The following is a 16416-nucleotide window of genomic DNA, read 5'->3' on the forward strand; positions in this document are numbered from 1 at the left end:
CCCGGTCGGCGGCCCACCTCCCCGATTTCTTCAGAAGAATTCCTACACAGGAGAATTTGTGCTCGAGTCAAACACTTTCGATGAGCTTCGCATCGGCCTGGCCACCGCGGACCACATCCGCGCCTGGTCCTACGGCGAGGTCAAGAAGCCTGAAACCATCAACTACCGCACCCTGAAGCCGGAGAAGGACGGTCTCTTCGGAGAGCAGATCTTCGGCCCGTCCCGCGACTGGGAGTGCGCCTGCGGAAAGTACAAGCGTGTCCGCTTCAAGGGCATCGTCTGCGAGCGCTGCGGCGTCGAGGTCACCAAGTCCTCGGTCCGTCGTGAGCGCATGGGTCACATCGAGCTCGCCGCTCCCGTCACCCACATCTGGTACTTCAAGGGTGTTCCCTCGCGTCTGGGCTACCTGCTCGACATGGCGCCGAAGGACCTCGAGAAGGTCATCTACTTCGCCGCCTACATGGTCATCTCGGTCGACGAGGATGCTCGTCACCGCGACCTGGGCACGCAGGAGAACAACATCCGTCTCGAGCTGAAGACGCTCGGAGACCGTCGCGACGCGAAGATCGCCGAGCGCCTGGCACGCCTGGAGGAGGAGCTCGCTTCCCTCGAGGCGGAGGGCGCCAAGGCCGACGCGAAGAAGAAGGTCAAGGACGCCGCCGAGAAGGAGATGTCGCTCATCCGCAAGGGTGCCGACGAGGCGATCGCCAAGCTCGAGCGCGTGTGGGAAGACTTCCGCACCCTCGAGGTCGGCGCACTGCGTCCCGAGGACGACGTCTTCCACGAGCTGCAGGACCGTTTCGGTCAGTACTTCGAGGCCTACATGGGCGCCGAGTCGATCCAGCGTCGCCTCGCGGCGTTCGACCTGGCAGCCGAGGCGGAGAGCCTGCACCTGCAGATCTCCGAGGGCAAGGGCCAGCGCAAGATCCGCGCGATCAAGCGTCTGAAGGTCGTCAACTCGTTCCTGGAGACCGGCATGAGCCCGGCCGCCATGGTGCTGGATGTCGTTCCGGTGATCCCGCCGGAGCTGCGCCCGATGGTGCAGCTCGACGGTGGCCGCTTCGCGACCTCCGACCTCAACGACCTCTACCGTCGTGTGATCAACCGCAACAACCGTCTTCGTCGTCTGATCGACCTCGGTGCCCCCGAGATCATCGTCAACAACGAGAAGCGGATGCTGCAGGAGGCCGTCGACGCACTGTTCGACAACGGTCGCCGTGGTCGTCCCGTCACCGGAACCGGCAACCGCGCCCTGAAGTCCCTCAGCGACATGCTGAAGGGCAAGCAGGGTCGCTTCCGTCAGAACCTGCTCGGAAAGCGTGTCGACTACTCCGGCCGTTCGGTCATCATCGTCGGACCGCAGCTCAAGCTGCACCAGTGCGGTCTGCCCAAGCAGATGGCTCTGGAGCTCTTCAAGCCGTTCGTGATCAAGCGCCTGATCGACCTCGGTCACTCGCAGAACATCAAGGCAGCCAAGCGCGCTGTCGAGCGCACCCGTCCCGAGGTCTGGGACGTGCTCGAGGAGATCATCCGCGAGCGTCCGGTGCTGCTCAACCGTGCACCCACCCTGCACCGTCTGGGCATCCAGGCCTTCGAGCCTCAGCTCGTCGAGGGCAAGGCCATCCAGCTGCACCCGCTCGTCTGCGCGGCGTTCAACGCCGACTTCGACGGTGACCAGATGGCTGTCCACCTGCCGCTGTCGGTCGAGGCTCAGGCCGAGGCCCGCGTGCTGATGCTCGCGTCGAACAACATCCTGAAGCCGTCCGATGGCCGCCCCGTCACCCTGCCTTCGCAGGACATGATCATCGGTCTGCACCACCTGACCACGGTCAAGGCGGGCGCAGCCGGTGAGGGTCGTGCATTCGGTTCGGTGGGCGAGGCGATCCTGGCCAAGGACGAGGGAACCCTCGACCTGCAGGCCAAGGTCCGCATCCGCATCCCGGGTCTGACGTTCCTCGAGGGCGAAGCTCCCGAGGGCTACGAGCGTCACGGTCTCGTCGACGCATCGCTCGGTCAGGCGATCTTCAACGACACGCTTCCCAAGGGATACCCGTTCGTCCGCGAGCAGGCTGACAAGAACAAGCTGTCGCAGATCGTCAACAAGCTGGCCGAGGAGTACCCCAAGGTCGAGACGGCTGCGTCGCTGGACCGCATCAAGGACGCCGGTTTCTACTGGGCGACTCGCTCCGGTGTGACCGTCGCTCTGAGCGACATCCTGACGCCTCCGAACAAGGCGGAGATCGTCGCCGGCTACGAGAAGCAGGCCGCGAAGGTCCAGTCCCAGTACGAGAAGGGCCTGACGACCGACACCGAGCGTCGCCAGGAGCTCATCAAGATCTGGACCGAGGCGACGGACGAGGTTCAGGCCGCGATGCGGGCGAACTTCCCCGAGGACAACACCATCAACCGCATGGTGTCGTCCGGTGCTCGTGGTAACTGGCTGCAGATCCGGAACATCGCCGGTATGCGTGGTCTGGTGAACAACCCCAAGGGTGAGATCATCCCGCGTCCGATCATCTCCTCGTACCGCGAGGGTCTGTCGGTTGCGGAGTACTTCATCGCGACGCACGGTACCCGTAAGGGTCTGGCCGACACCGCTCTGCGTACCGCCGACTCGGGTTACCTGACCCGTCGTCTGGTGGATGTCTCGCAGGACGTCATCATCCGCGAAGAGGACTGCGGCACGTCGAAGGGCCTCGAGCTCCCGATCGCCGCTCCGAACTCGCAGGGCGAGCTGGTGCGCGACGCGAACGTCGAGAACTCGGTGTTCGCTCGTACGCTGGCCTCCGACGTGGTCGACAGCAAGGGCGAGGTTCTCGCCTCTGCCGGTGACGACGTGGGTGACGTCCTCATCGACAAGCTGGTCGCGCTGGGCGTCGAGAGCATCAAGGTGCGCTCGGTTCTCACGTGTGACTCCGCTGTCGGTGTCTGCGCGCAGTGCTACGGCCGTTCGCTCGCGACGGGTAAGACCGTCGACATCGGAGAGGCCGTCGGCATCATCGCGGCCCAGTCGATCGGTGAGCCCGGTACCCAGCTGACGATGCGTACCTTCCACACCGGTGGTTCGGCTTCGGCTGATGACATCACGCAGGGTCTGCCCCGCGTGCAGGAGCTCTTCGAGGCGCGTACCCCCAAGGCTGCGTCGCCGATCGCAGAGGCCGACGGTCGCATCACGATCGACGAGACGGACAAGGCCAAGAGGCTCATCCTGACGCCCGACAACGGTGACGAGGAAGTGATCTACCCGGTTCTGAAGCGTGCGACGCTTCTGGTCGAGGACGGTCAGCACGTCAGCGTCGGTCAGCCGCTCCTGGTCGGAACGCTCGACCCCAAGGAGGTCATGCGTGTCATGGGTGCCCGCGAGGTGCAGCGTTACCTCGTCGGTGGCGTCCAGGGCGTGTACCGCTCGCAGGGTGTGCCGATCCACGACAAGCACATCGAGGTCATCGTCCGTCAGATGCTCCGCAAGGTCACCGTCGTCGATCACGCCGACACGACCCTGCTTCCGGGTGAGATGGTCGACCTCAAGCGCTACCAGGCGATCAACCGCGAGGCTGTGGCAGAGGGCAAGCGCCCGGCGTCCGGCCGTTCGGAGCTGATGGGTATCACGAAGGCGTCGCTCGCGACGGAGTCGTGGCTGTCGGCCGCCTCCTTCCAGGAGACGACCCGCGTGCTCACCGAGGCTGCGATGCAGGGCAAGCGCGACCCGCTGGTCGGTCTCAAGGAGAACGTCATCATCGGTAAGCTCATCCCCGCCGGAACCGGTCTCTCGAAGTACCGCGACGTCACGGTCGAGGCCACCGAGGAAGCCAAGAGCGAGCGCTACCCGAACCGGATCTTCGCATCCGACGGCGCGTACGCTGACGGCGACTTCGGCTACGTCGACTTCGACGCGTTCTCGACGGACGACATCACGCCGGGTACGTACAACTGACGTACTGAGTGAGTGAGAAGGCCCCGGGCGATTCGCCCGGGGCCTTCTTCGTGTCCGGATGCCGTCAGTCGAAGAGGTGTGCCACGATGCTCGAGGTGTAGCCCTCGGGGGCCAGGTTGGAGTATTCGGAGTCGATCAGCACGTCGTCACGCCAGAACAGGGTGCGCCCGTCGGTGACCGGGTATTGCGTGTTCGGCCAGGTCTTCTCGCAGCGGGTGCCGCCGTCCGGCGTGAAGCACGTGAAGCCCTCATCGGCGACGAGAGCGTTCAGCATGTCGAGGGCCGGGCCGCGGTTCATCAGAGAGATCGTCGTGACGAGACGGGTGGTGTCGGCCTTCGGGTCCGCCCAGATGCAGGTCAGCGTACCGTCGTCGCCCACTCCGGAGGGTCCGAAGGCCGCATCGTTGAGCGGGATGCCGTCGAGCTGGGCGAGCACGTCGTCCGACAGGATGGCGCGACAATCGGAGGGCAGAGCGATCGGCGTCTCGGTCGGAGTGGGGGAGGGCGACGGACTTGCCGATCCATCGGGCGAAGAACTCGACGACGGCTCCCCGGATTCGCTCGGGCCGGCGGATCCTGAGCCGGTGGAACCGCAGCCGGTGAGCAGCGTCACGAGCAGGAGAGCCGCAGCTCCGGCGGCGATTCGAGGGTTCATGCGCTCACCGTAGCGCTGATGGGATGCGGTGCAGGGAAGCCGCGCAAGCGGGCCCAGAAGCCGCTCTCGCGGTAGTGTCGGCAGAATGAGTGATGAATCCTCCCGAGCACGCGGTGCAGTCGTCGTCGGAGACGCACTGATCGACGAGATCCACGACGGCGGTGGAGTGCGAGAGCTGGTCGGCGGCGCAGCGCTGAACGTCGCCGTCGGCCTTCGCCGGCTGGGTGTTCCGACGACGCTGATCGCGATGGTCGGAGAGGACGAAGCGGGTGCGCACATCCGCGAGTACCTCGAGGATCACGACGTGCGGCTGATCGCGAGCGAGGCGCCGCTGGGCTCGTCTCGTGCGATCGTGCAGCGTGCGTCGGACGGCGAGCCCGTCTACGTCTTCAACGAGGCGGCGCAGAGGCGCAGCATCCGGTACTCGGGCGAAGCCGTCCAGGCGATCGCCGACTCGGGTCTCGTGGCTGTCAGCTGCTTCCCCTTCGACGTGCCTGCTGAGGTCGATGCGCTGCTCGACGCCGTCGGTGATGCTCGACTCGCTGTCGACCCGAACCCGCGTTCGGGGATGCTGAGTGATCGCGCCGAGTTCGTGCGGGGCTTCGAGCGCGCGGCTGCCGGGGCATCGATCGTCAAGGTCGGCGCCGATGATGCGTCGCTTCTCTACGACGGCGATCTCGAGGCCCTCCGGGCACGGCTGCGCGCCCTCGGCGTCAGCGCGGTCCTCGCGACCGCGGGGGCGGACGGCGCGGCTCTCGAGTCGGATGCCGGCATCGTGACGGCGCCCATCTCGACGCTGCCCGGACGCGTCGTCGACACCGTCGGAGCGGGCGATGCGACTCTCGCCGCCGTGGCGGCAGGATTGGCGAACGGCATGCCCTCCGACGCTGACGGGTGGCGGCAGCTGCTCGTTCGAGCGATGGATGTGGCCGCCGCGACGTGCCGCGCCGAGGGCGGCCTGCTGCGGACTCCGGAGTCCCTGGCCGACCCCGACCAGGGCGTCTTCGGGAGCTGAGCGCTCGATTTCTCACGCCTGCCCTCGGCAGGTATGATTATCTATCGTGCCCCCGGTTGGCTGTCGAAGTCGGACGGGTGCGCTCTGGCGAGTTACCCAAGCGGCCAAAGGGATCTGACTGTAAATCAGACTGCTCAGCATTCGGGGGTTCGAATCCCTCACTCGCCACACCGGCTCACGCCGCACTAAGTCAAGGAAAGAGCCCCGCCAGTCTTCGGACAGGCGGGGCTCTCTCTTGAATTTGTGGCTACGTACTGACGAGACGCTGGACACTGCCTGCCGCTGCTGGGTCTCGCGACGCGCGCTCGACGTAGTTCTTGAGGTTCCCAAACCCGATGTGGCCGAGCTGATCGCGAGATACTCCGGCGCCCAGCTCTTCCTGCAGAAGCGTCGCCACGGCCTTGCGGAACGCGCCAGGAGTCACGCTCCCGGACGCCCTACCGCCCAGCGCCCAGCGCCAGTCGCGTCGGAGGTTGTCCGGCCGGCAGGGCGTGCCGACTGCCGACGGGACGACGAGCTCGTTGTTCGCGTGCTTCGCGCGCGTCGTCACTGCCGGGATCACGAACGGCGGCAGTTCGAGCTCTGCGATCATCTGGCTGCACTCGCAACTCGGGGGCGCCGGCCATGAGTTCCTCGGATCGATAGACCCGGCGACCTTCCACGCGCGGTTGGTCGCACTGGTGCGACTTCGTGATCACGCACACGTCTTGAGTGCTGAGCGGTCGCGAGACGCCGGCCTGCTGGAGATTTCTAGACAGTGTTCAGAAATCCCTGGACACCTCGGAACGGCAGGCGCATAATCTGAGCCACAGGACATGGTTTTAGCAAAGGAGCACGCCATGAGCGATCCGAATGAACCGACAGAGCTGTTCGACTCGGCGTCGGGGCCGACCGGTGCGTCGATCACCGATTGGACAGATCTCGGGCGGGAGATGTGGGCCTACCTCACCGGTCGTGGAGCCGCCGTCAACTACACGTTCGACGACATGACCGTCGAAGTGCCTCGGGATATCGGGCCTGATGCGCCGCGGGCGACCTGGAAGTTCAACGGCACGCTCCGGGTGACGACCAGCGACAGCGCGTCCGGTGGCGCGGGCTCGGTCTGAGCGCGAGCTCCTCCGATGATTCGCCTCGATATCGACCTGCAGGTCGAGCAGGCCAGCCCCGACGGCGGCCCTCCGACACGGTTCAGCGTCAGGGCTGAGGGTCAGGAGGTCGTCGTCTCCCTTGAATCCACCCCTGGACTCGGAAGCATGAGCCGTCGAGACCTGACTCAGCTCGTGCCGCTCGCCGATGGGCTCGCGCGACGCGGAATCCGTGTGCGTGTGGAGGGGCCGCGGGGGACTCTCGTTCAGTTCGGGGATGTGAAATCGGGGCCCATGGGCCGGGCGATCGCCGGATCCTCGCACATCAAACTGGGGCATCTCTCGACGCTCCTGTCGGAGGCGCAGCATCGGGAACGCGGCAGCGGCTTCCGGCTTCCCGTCCCTCCGTCGACGCCGTTTCCCCTTGTCCCCACAGTCGCCCGGAGAGTTCGGCGGCGAGTCACGACGACCCACTACATTCCCGGCTCTGGTCGTCCGCGGTTGATCTTCGCGGTCGGATCAGGCGACTGGAACTCCAGCAGGCCGCGTGAGTTCGACCTGCTCCCGGGGCGCACCGTCATCGGTTCCGGACCGGACGCCGACCTCCGGTTGGAGGGACTCGAATCCCGCCACGCCGAAGTCCGTCACAATGAGGACGACGAGTACGTCCTCTACTCGTATGCGGCGACCGGCGGCGGCCGACCGAATCTGCCGCACAGCACGGAGAACGCCAGGATCCTGCGCACCGGATCTCGCATCGAAATAGGGCCATGGCGCCTGGCGTACTACCGCGAGGAGTTCGCCGACCATGGGCGTCCCTTCGGTGGACGCCAGGGAGGCGAGTACGAGTTCCAGAAGCAGCAACCGGTGCGTCCGTACGGATCGGGCGAGCTCGGCTGACCAATTCCGTCCATCGGACGGGAGCCGCATCGTGTTGGGGTGCTGAGGATGCGGCGCGCGCGTCGTGAGCAGCGTTGTGCGGCGGCTACAGTCTCAGGCGAACCATCTACGAAAGAGGCGCTGCTGATGACTGACCAGACGAGGCTCGCACAGCTGGAGAAGGAGCACGTCGAACTGGTCGTGCGGCGATTCGACCGAGCGGACGCGTGGCGACTCGGGCGCTCCATAGCCGAGCGCGCGCTGGCCCAGGGGGCTCCGGTTGCGGTCGATGTGCGCACCGCCTCCGGCATCCTGTTCCATGCATCGCTGCCGGGTGCAACGGCCGATAATGACGCCTGGGTGCAGAAGAAGGCCGCGACGGCCCTGAGGTTCGAGACCAGCACTGCGCTGCTCGAAGCACGCGTCGCCAGCGGCGGGCGTGACATGTTCGAGCCGGGATGGCTCGACCCCGTCACCTATGCCGTCGCCGGCGGCTCTGTGCCTGTCCGTGTCGAAGGGGTGGGCGTCGTCGCCGTCGCGACGGTGTCGGGGCTTCCCTCAGCGGATGATCACGACCTCGTCGTCGAGGGGATCACGGCGCTGGGACTGCTCGTCGGGTGACGGGCGAGTCGGGTGACGCAGTGAGGGCTGCCCAACGTCGTCGGTGTGCGAACGCCCGATGACGACTGGGTCCATACCGCCCGTGGTCAGGGGCCGATCTGGACCTCGATGTATGGATAGTGGCAGTCGCCGGTCGCACCGGCCTGCTCGCAGTCCTGATCGGGCGCGAGCATCAGCAGCGCTGGCCCCGTGAGATCGGGTGGCAGATCGACCGAGACGGAGGCCGCTCCGATCTCGAGGCGTGAGCCGGTCGTCGTGTCACCACCGGAAGTGCGGACGATCAGTTCGCCCGCCCACTGCTCGTCGATGCTGCACTCGGCAGGATCGACAGATACGGTGACGGTCTGTCCCGCCCGCGGCGACGGGGAGTCGACCGTCAGCAGGATCACCGACTCCTCGCACGCTCGCGAGGAAGCTGAGGGAGCGTTCGCCCCGGTCTCGGTGCCTGGTGCGTCACTGCTCGTACCGTACTGACTCGGACCTCCGGCGGTCTGCGGCGAACATCCCGCGAGTCCGGTACTGAGCAGGAGCGCCACGAGCAGTGCGCGTAACGGGTGCCGCATCGAGTTCCCCATGACTCTGAGTGTCGCGACCCGAGGGACTGTCTCAGTAGTCGGGGTGCAGGCGCAGCCGCGAGGCGATCTGTGCGGCCTGCTCGGCGGGCGTCAGAGCTATGTCGATCTCGATCGCCCTCTCGTCGTCTTCCAGCGGCTCCAGGGTGGCGAACTGCGAGTCGAGAAGGGTCGTCGGCATGAAGTGGCCTTCCCTGCGCAGCATCCGATCGAGGATCAGCTCGCGCTCGCCCGCGAAGTGCACGAACGTGACCGCATCTCGGCGCAGGACGTCGCGGTAGCTGCGCTTGAGGGCCGAGCAGGTGACGATGCCGGGCTCGCCGGCCTCGATGCGCTCGTCGATCCATTCGGCGATGAGGTCGAGCCACGGCCAGCGGTCGTCGTCGTCGAGCGCATGGCCAGCGGCCATCTTGGCGACGTTCGCCTCGGGGTGCAGATCGTCGCCTTCTTCGAAGGCCCAGCCGAGGCGTCCGGCGAGCATGGCAGCGACGGTCGATTTACCGGTGCTGGCGACGCCCATGAAGACGAGGACGGGCGCGTTGACGGACATCATGGCGCGCTCAGACGAAGAGGCTCAGGACGAGGACCCCGGCCAGACCGGTGACCGAGATGAGGCATTCGAGCACCGTCCACGACTTCAGAGTCTGCGGGATGCTGAGGCCGAAGTACTCCTTGATGAGCCAGAAGCCCGCGTCGTTGACGTGCGACAGGAACACCGATCCCGAGCCGATCGCGAGCACGAGCAGCGCGACCATGGGCGAGTCGAGGGTCTCGGTGAGCGGCTGCAGGATGCCGGCGGCGGTGATCGTCGCGACGGTCGCCGACCCGGTGGCGATGCGAATGACCACGGCCACCAGCCAGGCGAGGATCAGCACCGAGACCGAAGACCCGGAGACGAACTCGGCGATCACGTTGCCGATGCCGGTGTCGACCAGCACCTGCTTGAACCCGCCACCAGCGCCGACGATCAGCAGGATGCCGGCGATCGGGCCGAGCGACGACCCCACGATGTCGTTGATCTTCGTGCGGTCGAAGCCGGCGCCGCGTCCGAGGATGAAGAAGCCGGCGAGCACGGCGATGAGCAGTGCGATGACCGGCGTGCCGAGGAAGTCGAGAGCGAGCTTCCAGGGGGCATCCGACCCCGAGGCCGAGATGTCGGCGACAGCCTTGGCGAGCATGAGGAACACGGGCAGCAGGATGCTGAAGAGCGTGGCTCCGAACGACGGGCGCAGACGCTGCTCTTGTCCTTCGTCCTCTTCGGTGACGAACAGCTCGGGCACCGGCACATCGACCCAGCGCTCCGCGAAGCGTGCGAACAGGGGGCCCGAGATGATCACGGCCGGGATCGCCACGATCACACCGAAGGCGAGGGTGAGGCCGAGGTTGGCACCGAGCGCGTCGATCGCCGCGAGAGGACCGGGGTGCGGCGGCACGAGGCCGTGCATGGCGGAGAGGCCCGCAAGCGTCGGGATCGCGATGCGCATGAGCGGCGCACCGGAGCGGCGTGCGACGAGGATGATGACCGGCACGAGGAGCACGAGGCCGACCTCGAAGAACATCGGAAGGCCGATGACGGCGCCGATGAGTCCCATGACCCAGGGCAGCGAACGCGCGCTGGCGCGGCTGACGAGCGTGTCGACGATGCGGTCGGCGCCGCCGGAATCGGCGAGGAGCTTCCCGTAGATCGCGCCGAGTGCGATCAGGATGCCGACTCCGCCCATGGTGGTGCCGAAGCCCGTCGAGAAGCTGGTGACGGACGCGGCGATGTCCATGCCGGCGATCGCACCTGTGGCGAGCGCGCCGATGGTGAGCGACAGGAAGGGATGCAGCTTCACCCAGGTGATGAGGACGATGATGATCGCGATCCCCAGCACGGCGGCGGTGATCAGCTGACCGGCGGGGCGGTCGGGGGCTGCGGTGTCGGCGGCTGCCATCATGAGCGCGTCGGCGGCGGGGGTGAAGAGTGCCATGAGCTTCCTTGATCCGGGCGTGGTTTACGACCTTATGCCGTACATAATAAGCACGCATACCACGTCATGCGCAACATAAACGAAACAATCGTGTGAGACGTCCCACGTCACGCAGTCGCGACGGGCATACTCGACATATGACCGTCGCCGGCCCCGCAAGCCCCGTCCACGACTCGCTCGTCGCCGAGCTCGGTCGCGCGATCGTCGATGGTGAGCACCCCCCGGGCTCGCGCATGCTCACAGTCGAGCTCGCCAGCGAAAGAGGTGTCTCACGCTCCGCGGCGCGGGAAGCAGTGCGGGTCCTCGAGTCCTTCGGCTTGGTCTGGGTGCGTCGCAAGTCGGGAGTCGAGGTGCGGCCGCGCGCCGATTGGAACGTCTATGCCCCTGAGGTGATCGCGTGGCGCCTCGCAGGACCGGGCCGCGACGAACAGCTGCGCGAGCTCAGCCAGCTGCGCTCGGTCATCGAGCCACTCGCTGCCGGCCTCGCTGCAGGAACGGCCACCTCCGAGCAGAAGGTCGACCTCGTGTCGCTCGTCGTCGCGATGGGGCAAGAGGACCACGAGGCCGATCGCGAGCGCTATCTGACAGCCGACATCCGATTCCACAGGCTCCTCCTCGAGGCCTCGGGCAACGGGATGCTCGCCGCGCTCGGCGGCACGGTGGAGGCGGTCCTCCGCGGGCGCACCGCTCATTCCCTCATGCCTCACGTGGCCGACCAGAACGCGGTGCAGTGGCATCGCGATGTCGCGTTCGCGGTGGCGAGCGGCGATGCGGATGCGGCGGCTGTCGCCATGCGCAACATCGTCTCGGAAGCTGACGAGGCCATGCAGCGCGCCGCTGAGTAGTCCGACGGACTGCGTCGGTGTCTCGGGAGGCGGGGGAGTTGCAGACCGCCCGAGAGTCAGGATCATGAGGGGGCGCACGCAGCGCGCGCCTGCCCGTGCACTCACCCCGGCCGCTGCGGGGGTCTCGTGATGGCGATGTGCGGACGGAGGCGGCTGACGAGTTCATAGACTGGTCGGATGCGAGCGCTCACCGAGGCAGACATCCGTGCGTCCTTCGTCAACGCGGATGCGGACGAGCTGAGGGTCATGGAGATGCCCCTCGATCTGGTGCTGATCGACTGGGATTACCTCGACTTCTTCGCATGGCGCGATCCGAGCGCTGGGCGCCGCGGCTACGTCCTCACCCAGCACGACGGGGAGATCTTCGGAGTCGTGCTCCGAGCCTCCGACCCCGGCCGCGGGCGTTCGGGCATGTGCAACATCTGCCACACGATGCAGCCCGGAAACCAGGTCGCACTCTTCTCGGCCCGACGAGCCGGCGAGGCCGGGATGCGCGGAGACTCAGTGGGAACCTACATCTGCGCTGATCTCTCGTGCCACGAGAACGTGAGGCTCGCACACCCCCTCGCCCCCAGCGAGGTGCTGGCACCCGGACAGGTGGACATGCGCCTCGACGGCACTCGACGGCGTATGGAGGCTTTCACCAAGCGGGTGCGGGACGAGCGCTGATCGCGGTTAGCCTGGTGGCCAACGTCCTGTGCTCGAAGGAGAAGCCATGAACGATGCCATCCTGTTCGCCGTCGATGAGGGGCTGGCCAGGCTCACGCTGAACCGCCCCGCGAGGCTCAACGCGTTCAACGCCGATCTCGCGCACGCCTGGCGGGATGCGACGGAAGAGGCCACGTCGCGGTCGGACGTCACGGCGATCCTGATCGATGCGGCGGGTCCCGCGTTCTGCGCGGGTGGTGACGTGATCGACATGGCGACGACGATGGGGTCGGCCGACGACATCACCGCGCTCGCCGAAGTCATCAACACCGGCATCCGCTCCCTGACGGAGTCCGCAGTGCCCGTGGTCGCCGCAGCGCATGGCACGACGGCGGGCGGTGGACTCGGCATCCTTCTCAGCAGTGACTACGCCGTCGTCGGATCGCGGTCTCGCCTCGGCAGTCTGTATGCGAACATCGGGCTGACCCCCGACCTCTCGGTCTCGGCCCAGCTCGCTCGAGCCGTCGGACAGCGTCGAGCGCTGCAGCTGGTGCTGCAGGACCGCCTGCTGTCCGCCGCCGAGGCCGTGGAGTGGGGCCTCGTCGCAGAGGCCGTCGAGGGGGCCGACTCCGCGGACGAAGCCGATCTCGTCCGAGCCCGTGCCGAGGAGGTCGCACGCTTCTGGCTTGCCGGGGCAGCGGAGGCCTACGGACACGCGAAGCGACTCGTCCGCTCGCAGCCCGAGCGGACGTTCGCAGAGCAGCTGAGCGAGGAGGCGCGGTCGATCGGGGCCGCCATGGCGACGCCGGACGCCCAGGCCCGGATCGCCGCCTTCGCAGCCTCCTCCGCACGCAAGGGCTGATCACTGCACACGAGCCGGTTCGCCCCGATGTATCCACGGATCGCGCCGCCACTGCTGCCCTCGCGCCGGCGCATGCAAGGATGAACGCAACGCCGCCCAACGAGAGGAACGCGATGACGCAGCCGGAGATCTCCCCGCAGCCCCCTGTGCCGATCGAGAAGAAGAACATGTCCCTCCTCATCAGAGGGGCGATCTGGATCGCCATCGGCGCGCTCATCGCCGCCGCACTCGTCTGCGTCGTGTGGGTGCTGGTCGGTGATCAGGACGGATTGATCGGCCGGGCCTTCCTCACGATCCTCCTGCTCGCCGCTTTCGCAGGCATCGCGATCCTCGAGGCAGGACTCGCACCGAACCGTCCCGACTGGCTCGCTCTGTCGAGCATGGTCAGCTGGATCGTTGCTCTGCTGGTCGGAGCCGTCAAGATCTGGCTGCCGGAGGACGATCAGTTCTTCACCGGCGCCGAGCGCTTCTTCCAACTGCTCCTGGTCGTGGGAATCCTCCAGCTCGCTCTGCTGCATGTGCGGCTGTTTACTCCGGCCGCCCAGCGACACGTGACGACGTTCACCCGGATCATCTACATCGCGACGATCGTGTTCCTCGGTGGTCTCGTGGGCATGCTGATCTTCTTCCTCACGTTCCCGAACACGTTCGATTACGGCGAGCTCTACTGGCGCATCGTCGTGGCGCTCACGATCCTCGCGGCGGTGGGGACCACGTTGATCCCCCTCCTGAACGCTCTGTTCGCTCCTCGCAAGCCTGCGGGCCCCCGGGCTGCCGACGCTCACGGCGTCGCCGCCGCCCCCGCATGGCCGACGTATGCCGACGGTCGCACCCCGCTGCCCGTGCTGCCTGACGGCTCGCCGGACTGGAACGCCTACTACACCGGTCACCCGTCGGCTCAGCCTCCGCAGGCCCCCCAGCAGGCGCTGCCCGCACCTCCCGCCCCGCAGCCGTTCCCGGTCGCACCCTTCCCGACTGCCCCTGAGCCGTACTCGCAGGCGCAGCCCGCGCCTCCGGTGCCGCAGGCGCCCGCTGCCTATCCGCCGGCTCCGCCGTTCCCGCCGCAGTGAGCCTCGAACTCGAGCTCGTCGACCTCGCCTCCCGGATCGCACGCGAGGCCGGCGACCTGGCGCGCTTGCGTCGCGCCGAGGGCGTGCACCTCGCCGCGACGAAGTCGACGCTCGCAGACATCGTGACCGACGCCGACCGCGAGGTCGAGATGCTCATCCGTGAACGGCTGCGGGTCGCTCGGCCGGGCGACGGCTTCCTCGGTGAGGAATCCGAGGCCGAGCGGGGCGAGAGCGGAATCACCTGGGTCGTCGATCCGATCGACGGCACGGTGAACTACGCCTACGGGATTCCCTCCTACGCGGTGAGCATCGCGGCGGTGCGCGGCAGCGCTGTCGCGGGGGAGTGGGAGGCGCTCGCCGCGGCCGTCTACGCCCCGGCATCCGCAGAGATGTTCACCGCGGCGACGGGCCACGGCGCGTTTCTGGAAGAGGCGAGGCTTTCGGTCACGACCGAGACGCCGGCCGGTGCGCTGTTGGCGACCGGCTTCGGCTATGACCCGGCGACGCACGACGGCGACCTCGCCACAGTCCGCAGGATCATGCCGATCGCCAGGGATCTCCGACGCGCCGGTTCCGCCGCGCTGGACCTCGCGTTCGTGGCCGCCGGACGCCTGGACGGCTACTTCGAGCGCGGTCTGAAGCCCTGGGATCACGCGGCGGGCGCGCTGCTCGTCGTCGAGGCCGGAGGCAGCGTCTCGCTGATCGACCGAGACTCGACGAGACCCATGCTCATCGCGGGTGGAACCGAGGTCCACCGACGCGTGATCGATATTCTTCGCGATGAAACGTGAACGATTCATGGCATTCACAGGTGGATCAGGCTAGGGTTTATCCGATCGTTACTTTCATCGGCCCGAATCGGTGAAGGTCGTAAGCGCCCCCGAGCTTGACGTTTTAAACCCGAGAGAATCTGACTTGCCCTTCGAGAATCCCCAGGCTGCCTCTGCGCCCACGCGCCGGTCCAGCCGTCCCCGCACTGCGGCCTTCGAGGCCTCTGCGGCAGGAGTGACGGAAGCCGTCTCCGAAGCTGCACCCGTATCCGTATCCGAATCCGCGTCCGTCGCATCCGAGACCCCGATGTCGCGCCGCGCCGCCCGCCAGCGGCTGAACACCGCAGAGGTGCTCATCACGGCGACCGCCGTCGCCGCAGCGTCAGCAGCATCCGATTCCGCAGACGTCGTCGCGGTGAAGCCGACTGAGGCTCCCGAGGTCGTCGTCGAGCCGGTCGTGGAACCTGTCGTCGAGCCAGCGGCGATGCCCGCGATGGTCGAAGACGCTGATTCAGAGCCTCTGCGCGACGACGCCGGTCACCGCCGTCCGAGCACCGATGACGCGTTCGAGACCGCGGCCCGCGCATTCCGTCGCGTCGCCTCGGAGAGCGCGTCCGAGCCGACAGTCGAGCCTGGCGCCCCTGCGGCCGAAGAGACGCCTGTCGAGCATGTCGCCCGTCGTCGTCCGTCGGCGCGCAAGTTCCTCACGGTCGGTGCGACCGTCGGTGTGATGAGCCTGGCCGGGCTCCTCGCGGTCGGAATGACCCTTCCGGCTGAGGCCGTCGCCGCAGTCCAGGGCTCGCCGTCGCTCGCGGCCACGTCTCTCGTCGCCGCATCGGGCTCCAAGTCGGCGGACAGCGCTGACGATGAGATCCAGGCCTTCGTCACGTCCTCCGACGTGCAGAACGAGTCGCTCGCGCGCTCCGACAGCTTCTCGACCGTCTCCTTGATCCAGGTGGCGTCCGAAGAGGGCATCAACTACTCCAACGAGGTCTTCACCAACGACGCAGAGGCCGCCATCCAGTGGCCCTTCAAGGTCGGCGTGGGGATGAGCTCGGGATACGGCATGCGCTGGGGCCGCCTGCACGAGGGCATCGACTTCGTCCCCGGCGAAGGTGCGCCCATCCAAGCGATCGCCGACGGCGTCGTGCGCATCGCCACCGAGCAGGGTGGCGCCTACGGCGTGACCGTCTACATCGACCACGTGATCGACGGACAGATCGTCACGAGCCACTACTCGCACATGCAGTACGGGTCGCTGCAGGTCACGGCCGGGCAGACCGTGAAGGTCGGCGACATCGTCGGGCACACCGGAAACACCGGCCGCTCGTACGGCGCGCACCTGCATTTCGAGATCATCATCAACGGCGGCACCATCGACCCGCTGCCGTGGCTGCGTGAGAACGCGGGTCGCACCTCGTATTGACACCTCGATTTCATGAGGACGCCACAGTGATGGTATTCTCGTGTGGTTGCCCCGCGAGGGGCAG

The 16416-nt window shown here is 67.1% G+C and carries 16 protein-coding genes and 1 tRNA gene; 12 read left to right on the top strand and 5 right to left on the bottom strand.

Annotated elements, in window-relative coordinates; all coding sequences use genetic code 11:
- Nucleotides 1–58 precede the first annotated feature (58 nt).
- Nucleotides 59–3934: a DNA-directed RNA polymerase subunit beta' gene (gene rpoC / locus MRBLMI13_RS12320; protein WP_042539086.1), complete on the top strand. Its 3876-nt coding sequence runs from the start codon at nt 59–61 to the stop codon at nt 3932–3934.
- 64 nt (nt 3935–3998) lie between these two features.
- Here the strand turns inward: rpoC and MRBLMI13_RS12325 are convergent, their stop codons facing one another.
- Nucleotides 3999–4589, bottom strand: a complete 591-nt coding sequence (locus MRBLMI13_RS12325) for a hypothetical protein (protein WP_367822844.1) — start codon at nt 4587–4589, stop codon at nt 3999–4001.
- Nucleotides 4590–4674: 85 nt separating this feature from the next.
- On the opposite strand from MRBLMI13_RS12325, the gene MRBLMI13_RS12330 reads away from it, so the two are divergent.
- A complete protein-coding gene (locus MRBLMI13_RS12330) occupies nt 4675–5604 on the top strand; it encodes a carbohydrate kinase family protein (protein ID WP_367822846.1) in 930 nt (309 codons plus the stop codon).
- A gap of 86 nt (nt 5605–5690) precedes the next feature.
- Nucleotides 5691–5772: transfer RNA gene (locus MRBLMI13_RS12335), tRNA-Tyr, on the top strand.
- A 79-nt stretch (nt 5773–5851) separates the two neighbouring features.
- Here MRBLMI13_RS12335 and MRBLMI13_RS12340 read toward each other — a convergent pair.
- Nucleotides 5852–6196, bottom strand: a complete 345-nt coding sequence (locus MRBLMI13_RS12340) for a hypothetical protein (protein WP_367822848.1) — start codon at nt 6194–6196, stop codon at nt 5852–5854.
- 247 nt (nt 6197–6443) lie between these two features.
- Here MRBLMI13_RS12340 and MRBLMI13_RS12345 point away from each other — a divergent pair, with 247 nt between their 5' ends.
- From MRBLMI13_RS12345 to MRBLMI13_RS12355, 3 genes are all read left to right on the top strand, one after another.
- A complete protein-coding gene (locus MRBLMI13_RS12345; RefSeq protein WP_042539097.1) occupies nt 6444–6710 on the top strand; it encodes a hypothetical protein in 267 nt (88 codons plus the stop codon).
- Nucleotides 6711–6725: 15 nt separating this feature from the next.
- The gene (locus tag MRBLMI13_RS12350) at nt 6726–7589 is read left to right on the top strand and encodes a hypothetical protein (RefSeq protein ID WP_367822850.1); all 864 of its coding nucleotides are present in this window, start codon (nt 6726–6728) and stop codon (nt 7587–7589) included.
- A gap of 126 nt (nt 7590–7715) precedes the next feature.
- The gene (locus MRBLMI13_RS12355; RefSeq protein WP_367822852.1) at nt 7716–8189 is read left to right on the top strand and encodes a heme-binding protein; all 474 of its coding nucleotides are present in this window, start codon (nt 7716–7718) and stop codon (nt 8187–8189) included.
- An 86-nt stretch (nt 8190–8275) separates the two neighbouring features.
- Here the strand turns inward: MRBLMI13_RS12355 and MRBLMI13_RS12360 are convergent, their stop codons facing one another.
- The 3 genes from MRBLMI13_RS12360 to MRBLMI13_RS12370 all read right to left on the bottom strand — a co-directional run bounded on the left by MRBLMI13_RS12360 (nt 8276) and on the right by MRBLMI13_RS12370 (nt 10731).
- Nucleotides 8276–8578 (bottom strand): hypothetical protein, encoded by a 303-nt coding sequence (locus tag MRBLMI13_RS12360; RefSeq protein WP_367822854.1) that lies wholly within the window; start codon nt 8576–8578, stop codon nt 8276–8278.
- A gap of 217 nt (nt 8579–8795) precedes the next feature.
- The gene (locus MRBLMI13_RS12365) at nt 8796–9311 is read right to left on the bottom strand and encodes a gluconokinase (RefSeq protein WP_042539440.1); all 516 of its coding nucleotides are present in this window, start codon (nt 9309–9311) and stop codon (nt 8796–8798) included.
- 10 nt (nt 9312–9321) lie between these two features.
- Complete coding sequence (locus tag MRBLMI13_RS12370) at nt 9322–10731, bottom strand: GntP family permease (RefSeq protein WP_414685957.1); 1410 nt, start codon at nt 10729–10731, stop codon at nt 9322–9324.
- A 137-nt stretch (nt 10732–10868) separates the two neighbouring features.
- Between MRBLMI13_RS12370 and MRBLMI13_RS12375 the strand changes: the two genes are divergently transcribed.
- The 6 genes from MRBLMI13_RS12375 to MRBLMI13_RS12400 all read left to right on the top strand — a co-directional run bounded on the left by MRBLMI13_RS12375 (nt 10869) and on the right by MRBLMI13_RS12400 (nt 16352).
- Complete coding sequence (locus tag MRBLMI13_RS12375) at nt 10869–11576, top strand: FadR/GntR family transcriptional regulator (protein ID WP_042539105.1); 708 nt, start codon at nt 10869–10871, stop codon at nt 11574–11576.
- A 177-nt stretch (nt 11577–11753) separates the two neighbouring features.
- A complete protein-coding gene (locus MRBLMI13_RS12380; protein ID WP_042539107.1) occupies nt 11754–12245 on the top strand; it encodes an FBP domain-containing protein in 492 nt (163 codons plus the stop codon).
- A gap of 46 nt (nt 12246–12291) precedes the next feature.
- The gene (locus MRBLMI13_RS12385) at nt 12292–13086 is read left to right on the top strand and encodes an enoyl-CoA hydratase/isomerase family protein (RefSeq protein WP_367822857.1); all 795 of its coding nucleotides are present in this window, start codon (nt 12292–12294) and stop codon (nt 13084–13086) included.
- A 113-nt stretch (nt 13087–13199) separates the two neighbouring features.
- Nucleotides 13200–14156: a hypothetical protein gene (locus MRBLMI13_RS12390; RefSeq protein WP_042539111.1), complete on the top strand. Its 957-nt coding sequence runs from the start codon at nt 13200–13202 to the stop codon at nt 14154–14156.
- Nucleotides 14153–14947, top strand: a complete 795-nt coding sequence (locus MRBLMI13_RS12395) for an inositol monophosphatase family protein (protein ID WP_309686401.1) — start codon at nt 14153–14155, stop codon at nt 14945–14947. Before MRBLMI13_RS12390 ends, MRBLMI13_RS12395 begins: the two co-directional genes overlap by 4 nt.
- Before the next feature lie 124 nt (nt 14948–15071).
- Nucleotides 15072–16352, top strand: coding sequence for a M23 family metallopeptidase (locus MRBLMI13_RS12400; protein WP_367822859.1), 1281 nt, complete (start codon nt 15072–15074; stop codon nt 16350–16352).
- Nucleotides 16353–16416 lie beyond the last annotated feature (64 nt).

This window comes from Microbacterium sp. LMI13-1-1.1, assembly GCF_040815625.1.
Taxonomy (GTDB): domain Bacteria; phylum Actinomycetota; class Actinomycetes; order Actinomycetales; family Microbacteriaceae; genus Microbacterium; species Microbacterium forte.

Excerpts from the sequence above, each read along its gene's own strand:
- MRBLMI13_RS12325 (WP_367822844.1), bottom strand. The coding sequence starts at position 4,589 with ATGAACCCTCGAATCGCCGCCGGAGCTGCGGCTCTCCTGCTCGTGACG.
- MRBLMI13_RS12330 (WP_367822846.1), top strand. The coding sequence starts at position 4,675 with ATGAGTGATGAATCCTCCCGAGCACGCGGTGCAGTCGTCGTCGGAGAC.
- MRBLMI13_RS12340 (WP_367822848.1), bottom strand. The coding sequence starts at position 6,196 with ATGATCGCAGAGCTCGAACTGCCGCCGTTCGTGATCCCGGCAGTGACG.
- MRBLMI13_RS12345 (WP_042539097.1), top strand. The coding sequence starts at position 6,444 with ATGAGCGATCCGAATGAACCGACAGAGCTGTTCGACTCGGCGTCGGGG.
- MRBLMI13_RS12350 (WP_367822850.1), top strand. The coding sequence starts at position 6,726 with ATGATTCGCCTCGATATCGACCTGCAGGTCGAGCAGGCCAGCCCCGAC.
- MRBLMI13_RS12355 (WP_367822852.1), top strand. The coding sequence starts at position 7,716 with ATGACTGACCAGACGAGGCTCGCACAGCTGGAGAAGGAGCACGTCGAA.
- MRBLMI13_RS12365 (WP_042539440.1), bottom strand. The coding sequence starts at position 9,311 with ATGTCCGTCAACGCGCCCGTCCTCGTCTTCATGGGCGTCGCCAGCACC.
- MRBLMI13_RS12370 (WP_414685957.1), bottom strand. The coding sequence starts at position 10,731 with ATGGCACTCTTCACCCCCGCCGCCGACGCGCTCATGATGGCAGCCGCC.
- MRBLMI13_RS12375 (WP_042539105.1), top strand. The coding sequence starts at position 10,869 with ATGACCGTCGCCGGCCCCGCAAGCCCCGTCCACGACTCGCTCGTCGCC.
- MRBLMI13_RS12380 (WP_042539107.1), top strand. The coding sequence starts at position 11,754 with ATGCGAGCGCTCACCGAGGCAGACATCCGTGCGTCCTTCGTCAACGCG.
- MRBLMI13_RS12385 (WP_367822857.1), top strand. The coding sequence starts at position 12,292 with ATGAACGATGCCATCCTGTTCGCCGTCGATGAGGGGCTGGCCAGGCTC.
- MRBLMI13_RS12390 (WP_042539111.1), top strand. The coding sequence starts at position 13,200 with ATGACGCAGCCGGAGATCTCCCCGCAGCCCCCTGTGCCGATCGAGAAG.